At 61.9% G+C, this 16,710-nt stretch carries 19 protein-coding genes; 15 read left to right on the top strand and 4 right to left on the bottom strand.

Features of this window, described 5'->3' with window-relative positions:
- Nucleotides 1-97 precede the first annotated feature (97 nt).
- The 4 genes from rpe to HRU92_RS07535 are packed head-to-tail and all read left to right on the top strand — an operon-like array spanning nt 98 to nt 3,108.
- Entirely contained in the window at nt 98-775 is a 678-nt protein-coding gene (gene rpe / locus HRU92_RS07520) for a ribulose-phosphate 3-epimerase (RefSeq protein ID WP_173087989.1), read from the top strand.
- Nucleotides 768-1,220: a FosX/FosE/FosI family fosfomycin resistance hydrolase gene (gene fosX, locus HRU92_RS07525; protein WP_349236703.1), complete on the top strand. Its 453-nt coding sequence runs from the start codon at nt 768-770 to the stop codon at nt 1,218-1,220. Before rpe ends, fosX begins: the two co-directional genes overlap by 8 nt.
- Nucleotides 1,217-2,554: an adenylosuccinate lyase gene (purB, locus tag HRU92_RS07530; RefSeq protein WP_172123553.1), complete on the top strand. Its 1,338-nt coding sequence runs from the start codon at nt 1,217-1,219 to the stop codon at nt 2,552-2,554. The genes fosX and purB overlap by 4 nt, the downstream gene beginning before the upstream one ends.
- Nucleotides 2,551-3,108: an alpha/beta fold hydrolase gene (locus HRU92_RS07535; protein ID WP_172123554.1), complete on the top strand. Its 558-nt coding sequence runs from the start codon at nt 2,551-2,553 to the stop codon at nt 3,106-3,108. Before purB ends, HRU92_RS07535 begins: the two co-directional genes overlap by 4 nt.
- Nucleotides 3,109-3,158: 50 nt before the next feature.
- On the opposite strand, the gene HRU92_RS07540 is transcribed toward HRU92_RS07535, so the two are convergent.
- On the bottom strand, nt 3,159-3,482 hold the full coding sequence (locus HRU92_RS07540) for a DUF1476 domain-containing protein (protein WP_172123555.1): 324 nt from the start codon (nt 3,480-3,482) through the stop codon (nt 3,159-3,161).
- 231 nt (nt 3,483-3,713) lie between these two features.
- Between HRU92_RS07540 and purC the strand changes: the two genes are divergently transcribed.
- The 8 genes from purC (at nt 3,714) to grxD (ending at nt 10,203) form a co-directional block, all read left to right on the top strand.
- Nucleotides 3,714-4,478 (top strand): phosphoribosylaminoimidazolesuccinocarboxamide synthase, encoded by a 765-nt coding sequence (gene purC, locus HRU92_RS07545; protein ID WP_127753420.1) that lies wholly within the window; start codon nt 3,714-3,716, stop codon nt 4,476-4,478.
- Between the two features lie 21 nt (nt 4,479-4,499).
- Entirely contained in the window at nt 4,500-4,742 is a 243-nt protein-coding gene (purS, locus tag HRU92_RS07550; protein WP_172123556.1) for a phosphoribosylformylglycinamidine synthase subunit PurS, read from the top strand.
- A gap of 276 nt (nt 4,743-5,018) precedes the next feature.
- Nucleotides 5,019-6,098: an acyltransferase family protein gene (locus HRU92_RS07555; RefSeq protein ID WP_172123557.1), complete on the top strand. Its 1,080-nt coding sequence runs from the start codon at nt 5,019-5,021 to the stop codon at nt 6,096-6,098.
- Between the two features lie 87 nt (nt 6,099-6,185).
- The gene (gene purQ, locus HRU92_RS07560) at nt 6,186-6,854 is read left to right on the top strand and encodes a phosphoribosylformylglycinamidine synthase subunit PurQ (protein WP_172123558.1); all 669 of its coding nucleotides are present in this window, start codon (nt 6,186-6,188) and stop codon (nt 6,852-6,854) included.
- Nucleotides 6,855-6,883: 29 nt separating this feature from the next.
- A complete protein-coding gene (purL, locus tag HRU92_RS07565) occupies nt 6,884-9,133 on the top strand; it encodes a phosphoribosylformylglycinamidine synthase subunit PurL (protein WP_172123559.1) in 2,250 nt (749 codons plus the stop codon).
- A gap of 70 nt (nt 9,134-9,203) precedes the next feature.
- On the top strand, nt 9,204-9,440 hold the full coding sequence (locus HRU92_RS07570; RefSeq protein WP_127753425.1) for a BolA family transcriptional regulator: 237 nt from the start codon (nt 9,204-9,206) through the stop codon (nt 9,438-9,440).
- A gap of 5 nt (nt 9,441-9,445) precedes the next feature.
- A complete protein-coding gene (locus tag HRU92_RS07575) occupies nt 9,446-9,763 on the top strand; it encodes a DUF6665 family protein (protein WP_127753426.1) in 318 nt (105 codons plus the stop codon).
- Between the two features lie 104 nt (nt 9,764-9,867).
- Nucleotides 9,868-10,203: a Grx4 family monothiol glutaredoxin gene (gene grxD, locus HRU92_RS07580; protein WP_172123560.1), complete on the top strand. Its 336-nt coding sequence runs from the start codon at nt 9,868-9,870 to the stop codon at nt 10,201-10,203.
- A gap of 50 nt (nt 10,204-10,253) precedes the next feature.
- Here the strand turns inward: grxD and HRU92_RS07585 are convergent, their stop codons facing one another.
- On the bottom strand, nt 10,254-10,538 hold the full coding sequence (locus HRU92_RS07585) for a Dabb family protein (RefSeq protein WP_172123561.1): 285 nt from the start codon (nt 10,536-10,538) through the stop codon (nt 10,254-10,256).
- A 151-nt stretch (nt 10,539-10,689) separates the two neighbouring features.
- On the opposite strand from HRU92_RS07585, the gene HRU92_RS07590 reads away from it, so the two are divergent.
- Nucleotides 10,690-11,904, top strand: coding sequence for an MFS transporter (locus HRU92_RS07590; RefSeq protein WP_127753429.1), 1,215 nt, complete (start codon nt 10,690-10,692; stop codon nt 11,902-11,904).
- Nucleotides 11,905-12,027: 123 nt separating this feature from the next.
- A complete protein-coding gene (locus tag HRU92_RS07595; RefSeq protein WP_172123562.1) occupies nt 12,028-13,275 on the top strand; it encodes a multidrug effflux MFS transporter in 1,248 nt (415 codons plus the stop codon).
- Nucleotides 13,276-13,291: 16 nt separating this feature from the next.
- On the opposite strand, the gene HRU92_RS07600 is transcribed toward HRU92_RS07595, so the two are convergent.
- Both HRU92_RS07600 and ttcA read right to left on the bottom strand, forming a co-directional pair.
- Nucleotides 13,292-14,110 carry an inositol monophosphatase family protein gene (locus tag HRU92_RS07600; RefSeq protein WP_349236864.1) on the bottom strand — a complete coding sequence of 273 codons (819 nt, stop codon included), beginning with the start codon at nt 14,108-14,110 and terminating at the stop codon, nt 13,292-13,294.
- Between the two features lie 2 nt (nt 14,111-14,112).
- Entirely contained in the window at nt 14,113-14,979 is an 867-nt protein-coding gene (gene ttcA / locus HRU92_RS07605; protein ID WP_127755248.1) for a tRNA 2-thiocytidine(32) synthetase TtcA, read from the bottom strand.
- A gap of 168 nt (nt 14,980-15,147) precedes the next feature.
- On the opposite strand from ttcA, the gene HRU92_RS07610 reads away from it, so the two are divergent.
- Nucleotides 15,148-16,530: an SbmA/BacA-like family transporter gene (locus HRU92_RS07610; protein WP_172123563.1), complete on the top strand. Its 1,383-nt coding sequence runs from the start codon at nt 15,148-15,150 to the stop codon at nt 16,528-16,530.
- Nucleotides 16,531-16,710: the final 180 nt, after the last annotated feature.

The raw sequence follows: 16,710 nt of genomic DNA on the forward strand, positions 1-16,710 counted from the left end.
CCCTTGTGAAACCCGCGCCCGCACCACGCACTGCCTTGTCGCAGCCGTGGCCCTTATGTAGAGCAAAGGCTTCTCCTGCGGCAAAAAGGCCAGCCTCATGACCCAACCCATCCGCATCGCACCCTCCATCCTCTCGGCAGACTTTGCTCGGCTGGGCGAGGAAATCAGCGCTATCGATGCGGCGGGTGCGGACTATATCCATGTGGATGTGATGGACGGCCATTTCGTGCCCAACATCTCCTTTGGCCCCGCCGTCATGGCTGCCGTGCGTGCCCGCACCAAAAAGCCGTTCGACGTGCATCTGATGATTTCCCCCGTGGATGTTTATCTGCCCGCCTTTGCTGCGGCGGGAGCCGACATCATCACCGTCCATGCCGAAGCGGGCCCGCATCTTCACCGCACGCTCCAGGCCATTCGTGGCCTTGGCGTGAAGGCAGGCGTAGCGATCAATCCCGGCACCCCGGTATCAGCCATCGAACCCGTGCTCGACGATGTCGACCTGGTTCTTGTTATGAGCGTCAATCCCGGCTTTGGCGGGCAAAGCTTTATTCCCTCCACGCTTTCGCGCCTGCGCCAGGCCCGTGCGCTCATTGGCGGCCGCCCGATCGATTTGGAAGTGGATGGCGGCATTTCCGCCGACAATGCCCGCGCCGTGGCGGAAGCGGGCGCCAATGTCTTTGTTGCCGGCTCCTCCATCTATGGCGGCAACGATCCGTCCACCTATGCCGCGCGCATTGCCGCCATCCGCGGCGCGGCCACAACACTCAGTGTCTGATCCGCGGCCGCAGGGCCTGAGCCACCTGACCTTCATCGTGGCCGACCTGGACCGGATGGAAACCATCCTCACCCGGGTGCTTGGGGCGGAAAAGATCTACGACAGCGGCAGCACGACCTTTTCGCTCTCGCCCGAGCGCTTCTTCCTGCTGGGCGATGACGAACTCTGGATCGCCATCATGCAGGGCGACCCCCTACCCGCCCGCAGCTACAATCATGTCGCCTTCAAGATCGCCGAGGCCGACTTCGAGCTTTACCGCGAGCGCATCACAGCTTTAGGGCTCGACTTGCGCGAAAGCCGCCCCCGCCTTGCTGAAGAAGGCCGATCGCTTTATTTCCACGATCACGACAATCACCTGTTCGAACTTCATACCGGAACGCTGTCGGAACGCCTGACGCGCTACCGGGCCGCGCCGCCTGCTCAAACTCAAGGTCCAGATCAATGATCCCTCGCTATTCCCGTCCCGAAATGGTCGCCATCTGGTCCGCCGAAACGCGCTTCTCCATCTGGTTTGAAATCGAGGCACACGCGACCACCAAGCTGGCTGAACTTGGTGTCGTGCCTAAGGAAGCCGCCCAGCGCATCTGGGACGTGATGAATGCCCGCAAGGCCGAGCAAGGTGATTACGCCTTCGACGTCGCCCGGATCGATGAGATCGAGCGCACCACCAAGCACGATGTCATCGCCTTTCTCACCCACCTCTCCGAGATCGTCGGCCCCGAAGCCCGCTTCGTGCATCAGGGTATGACCTCGTCCGATATCCTCGACACGACGCTCTCGGTCCAGCTTGCCCGCGCTGCCGACCTGTTGATCGCCGATATTGACGCGCTTCTGGCTGCCCTCAAGCGCCGCGCCCTAGAGCACAAGCACACCATCACCATCGGCCGCTCGCACGGCATCCACGCCGAGCCCACGACCTTCGGCGTCAAGCTGGCCGAGGCCTATGCCGAGTTCACCCGCAACCGGCAGCGCCTGGTTCACGCCCGGGAGGAGATCGCCACTGCCGCCATTTCTGGCGCGATCGGCACCTTCGCCAATATCGATCCCTCGGTTGAGCAATATGTCGCCGATAAGCTCGGCCTTGCCATCGAGCCGGTGTCCACCCAGGTGATTCCGCGCGACCGCCACGCCATGTTCTTCGCGACTCTGGGCGTCGTCGCCTCCTCGATTGAACGCGTCGCCGTCGAGATCCGCCACCTGCAGCGCACCGAAGTGCTCGAGGCTGAGGAATATTTCTCGCCGGGCCAAAAGGGCTCCTCGGCCATGCCGCACAAGCGCAATCCGGTGCTGACCGAGAACCTCACGGGGCTTGCCCGCCTGGTGCGCGGCATGGTCACCCCCGCGCTCGAAAACGTCGCCCTCTGGCATGAGCGCGACATTTCCCACTCCTCGGTCGAGCGCATGATCGGCCCCGACGCTACCGTCACCCTCGATTTTGCCCTCGCACGCCTCACCGGCGTCATCGACAAGCTCGTGGTCTATCCTGAGAACATGCGCCGCAATCTCGACCTGCTGGGCGGCCTGCACAACTCCCAGCGCGTGCTGCTGGCCCTGACCCAGGCCGGCTACTCGCGCGAGGACAGCTATGCCGCCGTACAGCGCAACGCCATGCAGGTCTGGGAAATGCGCGGCGACCGCACCGGGCAGTTTGCACGCAACCTAAAGGCCGATCCGGCCGTCTCCCTGTCTGACGAGCAGATCGACGCCATGTTTGACGATGCCTATCACCTCAAGCATGTCGACACGATCTTCGCCCGGGTATTTGGGGAAGCGGCATGAAGCTGTCTGAAGCTGACATTCTGATCATTCCGGGCCTGGGCGGCTCGCCGTCCGGTCACTGGCAGCAACGCTGGGCCGAACGCATGGCCAATGCCGCCATTGTCGAGCAAGCCGATTGGGACGAGCCCGACCCCGACGACTGGATTTCGACGATCGAGCAGGCCGTGTTGATGGCGACCCGTCCGGTTGTTCTCGTTGCCCATTCCCTCGGCGTGCTTGCCGCCGTGGGCGCTGCCGGCCGCTTGACCGACACCAAGGTGCGCGGCGCCTTCCTCGTGGCGCCTCCTGATGTCGAACTGCACCCCGATGCGCCCGAAGCGGCAAGTGCCTTCCGCCCGATCCCGCGCGACCCGCTGCCCTTCCCCTCGCTGATGGTCGCGTCCACCAATGACCCCTATTGCACGGTCGAGCGCGCCGTGGAGTTCTCGACCTGCTGGGGCTCGGAATTTCACGAAGCAGGCGAAGCGGGTCACATCAACCTCGACTCGGGGCATGGCCCCTGGCCCGAGGGTCTCTTGATGTTCACCCGACTGATGCAGCGCATTCGCCAATAAAAAACCCGCGGACATGGTCCGCGGGTTCTTCCGTTCGACAGCAAGCCAACTCAGCCCTCGGCGGCGATCTGCTCGCTGGCCGTCTGCTTGAGTTGGACCATCTTCTGGCGAATCACGTCCTCGCCGATGTTCAGCCCCTTGGCCTTGAGGTCGCCCGATACCTTGCGGAACACGTCCTCGTCGCCCGCTTCGGCGAAATCGGCAGCGACCACTTCCGCCGCATAGCTCTTGGCTTCATCCGCAGGCAGACTCATCAGTTCCGCCGCCCAGATACCCAGCAACTTGTTGCGGCGCGCTTCTGCCTTGAACTGCTTTTCAGCGTCAAAGGCGAACTTGGTTTCCTCGCCCCGCCGACGATCTTCGAATCCGCTCATGCAACACTCCGATTGCTTCGCCGCCCTCCCTTTGGGGCCGCCTTCAGTCTCGACATAGGCGGTCGGCGCGGCCAAATCAACGCTTCGGCGACAGGCGCAACACTCCAGCTGCGGCACTCTGCACACGGCAAGGCTTTGGAAGCTGACTCGAAATAGCTTGCATTTTTGCGCGGTTCTGGCGCATGAAGCGGCCCATTCCTCCCCTTCCCCTTCATCGCTATTGGACCCCTCATGACCCGTCGGCGCAGAATCTATGAAGGCAAGGCCAAGATTCTTTTCGAAGGCCCCGAGCCCGGGACCCTGGTTCAGTATTTCAAGGACGACGCCACCGCTGGCAACGGCGCCAAGCACGACGTCATTGACGGCAAGGGCGTGCTGAACAACCGCATCAGCGAGTTCATCTTCACCAAGCTCAATGGCCTTGGCATTCCCACGCACTTCCTTCGCCGCATCAACATGCGCGAACAGCTGATCAAGGAAGTCGAGATCATCCCGCTCGAGATCATCGTGCGCAATTACGCAGCTGGCTCGCTGGTCAAGCGTCTCGGCCTTGAGCCCGGCACGCAGCTGCCGCGCTCCATCATCGAGTTCTGCTACAAGGACGACGCCCTGGGCGACCCCATGGTCTCCGAAGAGCACATCACCGCCTTTGGCTGGGCCACCCCCGCCGAGCTCGACGACATCATGTCGCTCGCCATCCGCGTCAACGACTTCCTGACCGGCCTTTTCATGGGCGTCGGCATCCAGCTGGTCGATTTCAAGATCGAGTGCGGTCGTCTCTATGAAGGCGACATGATGCGCATCGTTCTGGCCGACGAGATCTCGCCCGACAGCTGCCGCCTCTGGGACATCAAGACCCGCAACAAGCTCGACAAGGATCGCTTCCGCGAAGACCTTGGCGGCCTCGTCGAGTCGTACCGGGAAGTAGCGCAGCGCCTCGGCATCTTGGTGGAAACCGAGAATGCGCTGACCACCGGCCCCCGGCTGGTCCAGTAACTACTCGTTTAGGACAACACCATGAAAGCGCGCGTCACCGTTACGCTCAAGCCAGGCGTCCTCGACCCGCAAGGTCAGGCGATTGAAGGATCTTTGGCCAGCCTGGGCTTTGCCGGTGTTGCATCCCTGCGACAGGGCAAGGTGTTTGATATCGAGCTGCACGGAACCGAGGAGTCGGACGTGCGTTTTCAGATCAACAGCATGTGTGAACGCCTGCTGGCGAACACCGTGATCGAAAACTACGCCGTCGAAATTCTCGATTAACGCCTTTGTTGTATTTTTATATTCGCGCCGTTCTTGGGGGCGCAGGACCATATTGCCATGCTTAAAACCGTTTCCCTCTCGGTCATGTTCTTCGCCACTCTTGGCCTGATGTTTGCGGCCTACGCTTCGGTTCCGGTCTGAAGCTCCCAAGCGTCCCGGCCCGTTCACCTGCCCTTCACCGGAGCAGCTGACAGCGCGTTAATCTTGTTCCAAGCTCAACTGTCACTTCACCTCCGTTCAACCCTATAAGGGGCTCGAACTGGCGCGGAGTGAACCATGAGCGAGAGCAAGCAACGCTTGGATTGGGTCGATACTGCCAAAGGCATTTCGATCCTTTTGGTGGTGATGATGCACTCGGCGATCGGGGTCGGTGAAGTCACCAGCCAGGTCAGCTATCTGCATTGGATCATTGCTTGGGCCTCGCCATTCCGTATGCCCGAGTTCTTCTTGATCTCGGGCCTATTCCTTTCTCAGGTCATTGATCGCGACTGGCGGCGCTATGCCGACCGGCGTGTGGTCCATTATCTTTACTTTTACGCGCTCTGGGCCTTGATCCACCTCCTGTTCAAGGAAGCGGTTGGCGCCGGCCATCCGGTTACGGCCATGACCCATATGCTCTGGGCCATTGTCGAGCCCTATGGCGTGCTGTGGTTCATTTACATGCTCGCCGCCTTCAGCGCCGTAGCCAAGCTACTCCACAACGCCAGGGCGCCCCATTGGCTTGTGCTCATCGGCGCCGCTCTGCTCCAACTCGTCCATGTTCAGACCGGCTGGTATCTGCTCGACCAGTTCGCCGAGCACTTCATCTATTTCTATTCCGGCTACGTCTTCGCACCGGTCGTGTTCCGGCTGGTTGCCTGGGCGCAGGACCATGTCGTCCAGACCTTGGCTGGCCTCTCGCTTTGGGCACTGCTCGAAACACTGCTCGTGTTCTCGCCAGGTTATCGGGTTCTGCCCATGACCATCCATATGGGCCTGTCGACCGCCCCGGGCATTCACCTGGCGCTGGCGCTTGCCGGCTCTGTCGCCCTTTGCGTTGTTGCGGGCCTAGTGTCCAAGCTTGCGTTCATGGATTGGCTGCGCTGGCTCGGAGCTCAGTCCATAGTGGTCTACCTGGCCTTCGCCCTGCCCATGGCCGCGACCCGCATCCTGCTTGTCAGAGTCGGATTCACCAATGCTGATCTGATCAGCACCCTGGTGATGTCCAGCGCCGTCCTTACGCCCTTGGTTCTGTTCTGGCTGATCCAGCGGACCGGACGCGGCCGCTGGCTATTCGAACGCCCGGCTTGGGCGCGTCTGCCCGGCACACCGGGTGCGCGAATCGGCACAACGACCGTGCGGACGCCAGCGGAATAGGCGCTCTTCGGCTCTTGCCCCTTGCCTTTTGCTGCAAGAGCCACGACAAGGTCCCCGCATAATCCCTAGCTCGCGAGGACCCCGCCGATGAAGGCCGCTGTCATCATCTTTCCAGGGCTTAACCGCGACCGAGATATGGTTGCTGCGCTCACCAAGATTTCCGGCCGCGCGCCAACGACGGTCTGGCACGGAGAACGTGACCTTCCCGAAGCCGACCTGATCGTCATTCCCGGCGGTTTCTCCTACGGCGACTATTTGCGTTGCGGCGCTATTGCTGCCCGCTCCCCCATCATGGACGCAGTGCGCGAACGCGCCGCCGATGGCGTTCGCATCCTGGGCGTCTGCAACGGCTTTCAGATCCTGACCGAAGCCGGTCTCCTGCCCGGCGCCCTCATGCGGAACACCTCACTCAAATTTGTCTGCCGTGAGGTGAAGCTGCAGGTGGCTAACGCGGACACGCCCTTTACCCGGCTTTACCAGCAAGGTCAGGTCGTCCGTTGCCCCGTGGCGCATCACGATGGCAACTACTTCGCCGATGCCGAGACGATCGAGCGGCTCGAGGGCGAAGGCCGGGTGGCCTTCCGCTATGCCGACGGCACCAATCCCAATGGTTCGATCAACGACATCGCCGGCATTCTCAACGAGAACAAGAATGTCCTGGGGATCATGCCGCACCCGGAAAATTTAATCGAGCTCGCCCATGGCGGCGATGATGGCCGCGCGCTCTTTGCCAGCGCCCTTGATCTCGTCGCTTGACCCAGCCGCTCCAGCCGGACAGTTCAACCATGCCCTACGACAATCACATCGCCATCACGCCTGAACTCGTCGCCGATCATGGCATCAAGCCCGACGAGTTCGACAAGATTGTTGCCCTGATTGGCCGGCAGCCGACCTATACCGAGCTGGGCATCTTTTCCGCGATGTGGAACGAGCACTGCTCCTACAAATCCTCCAAGAAGTGGCTCAAGACTCTTCCAACCACCGGCGCTCGCGTCATCCAGGGTCCGGGCGAGAACGCTGGCGTGGTTGATATCGGCGACGGCCAGGCGGTCGTCTTCAAAATGGAGTCGCACAACCATCCGAGCTTCATCGAGCCCTATCAGGGCGCCGGCACCGGCATGGGCGGCATCTTGCGTGACGTCTTCACCATGGGTGCCCGTCCTGTTGCCGCCATGAACGCGCTGCGCTTCGGCGCGCCCGACCATGAAAAAACCCGCCATTTGGTGTCCGGCGTCGTCGCCGGCATCGGCGGCTACGGCAATGCCTTTGGCGTGCCCACCGTGGGGGGCGAGGTCGAGTTCGACCAGCGCTACAACGGCAATATCCTCGTCAATGCCTTTGCCGCCGGCCTAGCCGATACCGACAAGATCTTCTACTCCAAGGCGGAAGGTGTCGGCCTTCCCGTGGTTTATCTCGGCGCCAAGACGGGCCGCGATGGCGTTGGCGGCGCCACCATGGCTTCCGCCGAGTTCGGGGATGACATCGAGCAGAAGCGCCCCACCGTCCAGGTCGGCGACCCCTTTACCGAAAAGCGGCTCCTGGAAGCCTGTCTCGAGCTCATGGCCACCGGCGCCGTCATCGCCATCCAGGACATGGGCGCGGCCGGGCTGACTTGCTCGGCCGTGGAAATGGGCGCCAAGGGCGATCTCGGAATCGAGCTGAACCTCGATATGGTCCCGGTCCGCGAAACCGAAATGACGCCCTACGAGATGATGCTCTCCGAGTCCCAGGAGCGCATGCTGATGGTGCTGCATCCGGCCAAGGAAGCCGAAGCACGCGCCGTGTTCCAGAAATGGGAACTCGATTTTGCCACCGTCGGCAAGACCACCGACGATCTGCGCTTCCGCGTCATGTGGCGCGGCGAGGAAGTCGCCAATCTCCCCATCAAGGATCTCGGCGACGAAGCGCCCGAATATGATCGCCCCTGGATCGAGCCGGCCCGCCCCGCGCCGCTCGCCGCAAGCGACGTCCCGCAGATGGATGTCGCCGACGCTCTCCTCAAGCTCATGGGCGGCCACCAGATCGCCTCGCGCCGCTGGGTCTACGAGCAATATGACACCCTCATTGGCGGCAACTCGCTCCAGCGTCCCGGCGGCGATGCCGGCGTCATCCGCGTCGATGGCCATCCTGCCAAGGCGCTCGCCTTCTCGTCCGACGTCACCCCCCGCTATTGCGAGGCCGATCCCTTTGAAGGCGGCAAGCAGGCTGTGGCCGAGTGCTGGCGCAACCTGACCGCTACCGGCGCCGAGCCCCTGGCCGCCACCGACAACCTCAATTTCGGCAATCCCGAACGCCCTGAAATCATGGGCCAGCTGGTCGGCGCCATCAAGGGCATCGGTGAGGCCTGCCGCGTGCTCGAATTTCCGATCGTCTCGGGCAATGTCTCGCTCTACAACGAAACCAATGGCCGAGGCATCCTTCCCACCCCCACCATCGGCGGCGTCGGCCTGATCGATGATTGGTCGAAGATGGCCCGCACCGGCTTTGCGGCCGCTGGCGAGGTCATCCTCCTCGTGGGCGCCCCGCCGCAGCGTGGCACCCATCTCGGGCAGTCCATCTATCTGCGCGATCTCTTCGGCCGTGCCGATGGCGCTCCGCCGCCGGTCGACCTCGCCCACGAGAAGCGCACCGGAGATTTCGTGCGCAAGCTGATCCGCTCGGGCATCGCCACTGCCGTGCATGACCTCTCCGACGGCGGCCTTGCCGTGGGGCTAGCGGAAATGGCCGTAGCCTCCGGCATCGGCGCTACAGTCGTCGACCTCGAGGACCAGGACCCAATTCTGCAATACTTTGCCGAAGATCAGGGGCGCTACCTTGTCACCGTGAACCTGGACCCGCAGGGCGAGGAACTGGCCGATCTCTGGGCCGAGGCCCAGGCGCTCGGCATTTTTGCACCCTGGATCGGCTCGACCGGCGGCACGGACCTTGTCCTCGGCGCCGCCCGCCCCCTTCCCGTGGCGCAGCTGAAGTCGGCGCATGACGACTGGTTCCCCAGCTTCATGTCGGGCATGGCTGCCGACAATGCCGGCCATTGAAGCGCCTCGGCGACCATGCAATATCAAAGTGACCGGCCACGTCGCCGGCGACCTATGACGGAGTAGCGCTATGCCAATGGACGCAATCGAGATCGAGCGCCGAATCAAGGCCGCGCTGCCCGATGCCGAAATCGACATTCGCGATCTGGCCGGCGACGGCGATCACTACGCCGCCACTGTCGTGTCCACCGCGTTTAAGGGCAAATCGCGCGTGCAGCAGCACCAGATCGTTTATCAGGCGATTGGCGGCGACATGGGCGGTGCCCTCCACGCTTTGGCGCTGCAAACCAGCGCCCCGCCCGAGTAAGCACCATGTCGCTGCGCGACTCGCTCGATCTCATCCGCATGGTCCGCCCGGAAGCGGGCACATCGGCAATCGAGCACGAGATTGTTGCCGAGCGCGCGTCATCGCTCGGCAGCGCCGAAGCCCGGGTGATAGCGGCAATGGCAGCGCTCGCCGAGCCCGACTCGAACCGCCAGCAATGTCTTGAAACTGCCCGCCAGGCGGTCTGGGCCTACTTCGTTCAGCGTGAACTCATCGGCTTCCGTAGTCACAATGATGTCATCCGCGAACTCAAGATCACGCCCGAAGTGCTCGTCGGACTGGGCGCGGCGCCCTCTCGCCGCTAGAGCCGCGTGATTTCGCTGCCACCGTTCTCGACACCGCTGGGACGATGACCTATTTATCCACCAACAATGTCCGCTTTTCGGAGCGTGCAAGCGAGAGAGCAGCCATGACCGACATCAACGCCTTCATCACCGACAAGGTAACCAACAACGACGTGTTCCTCTTCATGAAGGGGTCGCCTGATTTCCCGCAATGCGGTTTTTCCGGCCAAGTCGTCCAGATTCTCAACTATCTCGGCGTTGAATTTGGCAGCGCCAATGTGCTGGAAAGCGCCGAACTGCGCGACGGCATCAAGGCCTTCACCAATTGGCCAACCATTCCCCAGCTCTATGTAAAGGGCGAGTTTGTTGGTGGCGCCGACATCGTGCGCGAGATGTTCCAGGCTGGTGAACTGCAGTCCCATTTCGAACAGGCTGGCATCCCCGTCAAGCAAACCGCCTGATCGCGACGACTCAGACAACGACGCCGGCCCTTGCGGCCGGCGTTTTTGTTTCAAACCTCAATATCGGCCGAAAAGCGCAACTCGCGCATGGGCTGCACCTTGCGGGTCGTTTCCGCATAGGTCGGATGCACCTTGTAGGCTGCCAGTGCAGCGGCATCGGCGAACTCGGCATAAACCACCACGTCAATCTCATTGGAGATTTGGTCGACCTTGCTGTTGCGCCGCACCTCGAAATGGGACGAGTGCGGGATAGTGCCCAGCGGCTCAAGGCCCTGGCAGATCGCCTCGATCTTGTCGGGTGATGGGGCGGTGAAGAATATGATATGGCGTATCAAGGCAAACGGCTCCTGCGCGAAGCGCGTGTTGTTCCCGCCGGCGGGGCAACGGTCAACCCCATCACCCAAATTCATCGAAGTCATTCCGCATTATCGCTTTGCGACATAGGACCGCAGGCGTAGACAGGATTGTCTTTCTTGGATTCCTGCCATGCCCAGCAGCCTTCGCCCCGCCGTACCTCTGCTTGCGCTGATCATCTGCGGCTGCCTCATCGCCGCGATCGGCAACGGCGTTCGCACCAGCTTCGGGCTTTTTACGCTGCCCATCTCCACCGATCTGGGCCTCACCCGCGAAGGCTATGGCATGGCCATGGCGATCCAGAACCTGGCCTGGGGCATAGCCCAACCCTTTGCGGGCGCTTGGGCTGATCGCTACGGCACCGGCCGCACCCTCGCCGGCGGCGCCGCCATCTACGCCTTGGGCGTAATTCTCATGGCCTTCTCTCCCACGGCCAGTCTGCTCACCGTCACCGGCGGCGTCATCACCGGCGTTGGCATCGCCGTATCATCCTTCAGCGTCGTGATGGTCGCCTTCGGCCGTTCCGTCCCGCAGGAAAAGCGCACCCTGATCTTCGGCGTCGCCACTGCCGCCTCGTCCTTCGGCCAGTTCATCTTTGCCCCGATCAGCCAGGGCTTCATCAACAGCTTTGGCTGGCACACCGCCCTCATCTATCTCGGCATGATGCTCGTGCTCATCATCCCCTTGAGCTACGCCCTGCGCGGTCGCACCGAGAACCCCGTCGGCCATGCCGACCTGCGCTTCATGCAAGCGCTGGCGCGCGCCTGGGGACATGGCTCATACCGCCTTCTCGTCATCGGCTTCTTTGTCTGCGGCTTTCATCTGGCGTTCATCAACGTTCATATGCCGGCTTATCTTGTGCAGTGCGGCCTCTCGCCCGAGGTCGGCAGCTGGACCATTGCCGTGATCGGGCTGTTCAATATCGTCGGCTCGCTCCTCTCCGGCTATCTCGGCAGTCGCCTCCCCAAGCAGATGCTGCTCGCCAGCATCTACTTCCTGCGGGCAGTGGCTATCGCCGTGTTTCTGCTGGTCCCGGTCTCGGAATGGACCGCCTATGCCTTTGCCGCGACCATGGGCGTGCTCTGGCTCTCCACCGTTCCACTCACGGCTGGCCTCGTGACCCTGTTCTTTGGTGCCCGCTACATGGGCATGCTCTACGGCGTCGCCTTTTTCAGCCACCAGGTCGGCTCTTTCGTGGGCGTCTGGTTGGGCGGCTATGTCTATGACGTGACCGGCTCCTATAGTCTGGTCTGGTATCTGGGCATAGTTCTCGGCCTGGCCTCGGCCGCCATCCACCTTCCCATCAACGAAAAAGTCGACGTAAAATTCGCCCCGCAACCCGCCTGACCTTGACCTAAAAGGCGCTTCCACCATCGCCTTTTAACGATATAGCCGGTTGCCAAATTAGGCTTCCGGGTTCATGGTCCGGCACATCGTGTCGCGTCCGGCGGCAGCCTCGAGATCCAGAACATGTCCAAACATTTGACCCGGGTGCTTTCCCGTCCGGAATTTATTGCCCTGATGGCAGCGATGATGTCGCTCAATGCCCTCGCCATCGACGTCATGCTCCCCGCCCTGCCCTATATGGGCGAAGCCCTTGGCATCAGCAGCGAAAACGAGCGCCAGTTCGTCGTCTCGGTCTACATGTTCGGCTTCGGCGCCGCCCAGCTTGCCTTCGGCCCACTGTCTGATCGATTCGGGCGCCGCGCGCCGCTCCTGCTCGGCATTATCCTTTATATCGTCGCGGTGGTCGCCGCGGCCTTCTCGCCCAATTTCGCCACCCTGCTGATTCTGCGCTTCGTGCAGGGCATCGGCGCCGCCGGCACTCGCGTCATCACCACCTCGCTGGTGCGCGACCTTTATTCCGGCCGCGCCATGGCCGAGGTCATGTCGCTGACCTTCATGGTCTTCATGGCCATTCCGGTGATTGCGCCCGGCATCGGGCAGATCCTGCTCCTGACCGGCCCCTGGCAGACCATCTTCATCTTCATGGGCGTACTGGCCACGATCTTCGGCATCTGGGGCTATTTCCGCCTGCCCGAAACCCTGCCGCTCGACAAGCGCCGCCCGCTGACCTTCGGCTCCGTGGTGGATGGCTTCCGCATCGTGTTCACCAACCGCGTGGCCTTCTCCTATGGCCTTGCCGGCATGTTCCTGTTTGCGGCGCTGTTTGGCTTCATCAGCTCCTCCCAGCAGATCTATGTCGACATCTATGGCCTGGGCGTCTACTTCCCCGTCGCCTTTGCCGCCATTGCCGGCCTGATGGCCGTCTCGTCCTTCACCAATTCCAAGATCGTGCGCCGCTTCGGCATGCGCCGCCTCTCGCATGGGGCGGTGTTGGTCTACACCCTGGTGAGCGGCGTCTGGGTTGTCCTCGCGGTCACCGGCAACCTGCCGCTCTGGCTGTTCCTGAGCTGCCTGGCCGTCATCATGTTCTGCTTTGGCTGGGCCGCCTCCAACATGAACTCGCTCTCCATGGAGCCGCTCGGCGCCGTTGCCGGTACCGCTTCCTCGGTCTTTGGCTTCATCCAGACCGTGGGTGGCGTGATCATCGGCGGCTATATCGGCCAGCACTTCGATGGCACCGTGGTGCCGGTGGCCGTCGGCTACTTCATCATGGGCTGCCTCGCCATCGCCTGCATCCTCGTGGCCGAACGCGGCAAGCTGTTCCGCACCGAGAACGGCCCCATTGCGGCCGATCTCTCCGCCGCCCACTAGGCCCCGCTGCTGCGGCTCAGAACGTGAAAACGTTACGCCGCAGCTGCTCCCAGCTTTCCTTGTCGATGGCGGCCAGCAGACCGCCCTCGATATGGTGCGGACGATAGGCCGAGCCATCCATCCGCGCCACATAGCCACCGGCCTCCTGCGCCATAAGCGCGCCCCCTAGGTGGTCCCAGGGCATCAGCTTGTTGTAGCTCACGAACTGCGAATGCCCCGACACAAAGGTGCGGTATTCGTGCCCCGCCACGCGGTAATGCGACACGAGCCGCACCTTGGCGAAGTTCTGCAAGATCTCGACCTTCTTGCCCGGCGGCACAAAGGCAATGGAAGCGGTGCCCACCATCTCGGGCAACGGCAAGGGTGGGGCAACATGCAGGCGTCTGCCGCTGCCATCGGGCCGGCGCAGCCAGGTGCCGCCGCCCTGTTCCGCCAGCATCCAGTCATCCCCCATCGGGTCGTAGATGATCCCGGCAACCGTTTCGCCGCCCACGACCACCGCCGCCATCACGGCAAACAGCGGCAAGCCAGCTGCGTAGTTGGCGGTCCCATCAATCGGGTCAACAACCACAGCCAGCTCCGCATCGGCGAGCGCCCTGAGCAGTTGCGGGTCGGCGGCCACCGATTCTTCGCCGACAAACAGCGCCGATGGCATTTTCCGGCTGATCTCGGCCTTGATGAATTGCTCGGCAGCCAGATCGGCCGCGGTCACCAGGTCGATGGCCTCGGTTTTAACCTGAATGTCGATATCATCAAGCCGCCGGAACCGGGGGAGGATCTCAGCCTTGGCCGCTGCGCGCAGCACGCCGGCAAGCCACTCGATATCGATGTTCACGATTAGCTTCTCCGTTCGGCCAGGCCGGCAAAGTCAAACAACCGCGGATCGAGCATATGACTGGGATTAATGTTGCCTAGCGCACGGATCATCACGTCCTTGCGCCCCGGCATGCGTTTTTCGATATCGGCAAGCATGGCCTTCATCGCATTGCGCTCCAGCCCATCCTGCGACCCACAAAGGTCACAGGGAATGATGGGAAACTGCATCTGCTCGGCAAAGCGCGCTAAGTCGTCCTCGGCGCAATAAATCAGCGGCCGCAGCACTTCCACATTGCCGTCATCGTTCAACAGGCGCGGCGGCATGGCGGCGAGCTTGCCACCATGGAACAGGTTCATGAAAAACGTTTCGAGACTATCGTCCCGGTGGTGCCCCAGCACCAGCGCCGAACAGCCCTCCTCGCGCGCAATGCGATAAAGATTGCCGCGTCGCAGCCGCGAACAAAGCGAACAATAGGTCGCACCGGCCGGCAGCTTGTCGGTGACGATCGAATAGGTGTCCTTGTATTCGATCCGGTGCTCGATCCCGAGCCCACTGAGAAACTCGGGCAGGATGTGCTTGGGAAAATTGGGCTGCCCCTGGTCGAGATTGCACGCCAGCAGCTCCACCGGCAGCAGCCCGCGCCATTTCAGATCCAGCAGCAAAGCCAGCAAGCCATAGCTGTCCTTCCCCCCTGACAGCGCCACCAGCCACCGCTCGCCCGGTCGGACCATGGCAAACTTCTCGAGCGCCTCGCGCGTATTGCGGATCAGCCGCTTGCGCAGCTTGTTGAACTCCACGCTGCGCGGGGCATCGGCATAGATGGGATGCGCGCCGCTTTCCGCCGCATCTGTCTCGGGCGTGGCAAGATCGTCCATCACCGCACTCATGGCGTTAACTCTCGTTGAACAACGTGTCCTGCTGATAGCCCTATGGAACACGGAGGGGAAGGAAAACCGGACTTCGCTATCCTTACCAAAGCTTAATTTCGCTTTCTTGCATTCGCCCAAACTCGGCGGCTAGATGCGGCGATATTCTCGGCACCAAGGAGTCGCGCGGTGTTTCGGTCCTTTTTCCCCGTTCCAAAAATCTTCTTCAGTTCAGCGGCCTTATGGCTGCTGGCATCAGTGCTGTTGTGGTTCTCCATCGGGGAACCATTGCGCGCCGTGATCAGCATTGACCGGTTCACTCATCCAGTGATGGCGGCCACCGTCTCCGATCAGCCCACCACCGCCGACCAGCCGGTGCCGGATCCTGCCGCGGGAGCCGAGCAAACCAATCCTAATGCTCCCGCTTCCACCGAGAGCGAAGCTCCGGTCACTCCCAATCCAGCGGCAGCTGCCGCCGAAGGTGCCAGCCTCAATTTCCTGACGGCCGAGCGGGTATGGCTCTACCAATACGTCGTTATGGTGGCGCTGGTTTTCTGCGTCTTCTGGTACTTCTACAAACGCAATGAATGGTACTGGTGGTCGGTGGTTTCTTCCGCTGTCATCCTGCTGGTCATCTACTTCCAGGTGCAGGTGCAGGCCTTCGTCAATGAATGGTCGGGCTCGTTCTTCAACACCATCCAGCTGGCATTGACGCAGCCGGGATCAGTAACACCCGACCAGCTTTACGGACTGACCTGGACCATCATCCTCGTCACCATCCCCAATGTGCTCGTCGCCGTCGCGCTGGCCTTCTACACGTCCCACTACGTGTTCCGCTGGCGCAAGGCCATGAACTTCTACTACATGACTTACTGGCCCGAGATCCGGCACACCGAAGGGGCGGCACAGCGCGTTCAGGAAGATACAATGCGCTTCGCCTCGATCATGGAGGATCTGGGCACCGCGTTCTTCGACTCACTGATCACGCTAGTCGTCTTTCTGCCCCTGCTCTGGAGCCTTTCTGCCAATATCAGCGAGCTGCCGATCTTTGGCGCCGCGCCAGGTGGCCTAGTCTGGGTGGCTCTGCTGGGTGCTGCAGCGGGCACGGCGCTGCTGGCGCTCGTCGGAATAAAGTTGCCGGGCCTCAACTTCGCCAACCAGCGTGTCGAAGCAGCCTACCGCAAAGAGCTGGTCTTCGGCGAAGACCATGCTGATCGTGCCCAACCCCCGACGATCCGTCACCTCTTCGCCGATGTGCAGAGGAACTACTTCCGCCTGTATTTTCACTACACCTACTTCAACCTTGCCAGGTACGGGTACACCAACATGGTCGGCTATGTGCCGCTCCTCGTCATGGCGCCTTCCATCCTTGCCGGCACACTCACGATGGGCCTCTACCAGCAGATTCAGATCGCCTTCGGACAGGTTTTTAGCTCCTTCCAGTTCTTCGCGCGCGCCTGGACGGTAATTGTGGAGCTACAATCGGTCGTCATGCGCCTGCGCAAGTTCGAAAGCTACATCCCCCAGGATCAGGAACCGATAAAGGTTAGCCTCAGCGGCGCCTCCGCCTAGCAACTGCCTCGCCGGACGCAATGAAGGGTCGCTCATGGAGCGGCCCTTCTTCTTTGGTACGAGTTCCGATCACCACATCAGGACGCGCCGCTCTGCCCGGTGACCATCCCCAACGCCCCCGCAGCCCACAAACAAAAAAGGGCCGCTCCGAAGAGCGGCCCTTTTACATTCAAAACTCTG

This window comes from Devosia sp. 1635 (assembly GCF_013185955.1).
Lineage (GTDB): Bacteria > Pseudomonadota > Alphaproteobacteria > Rhizobiales > Devosiaceae > Devosia.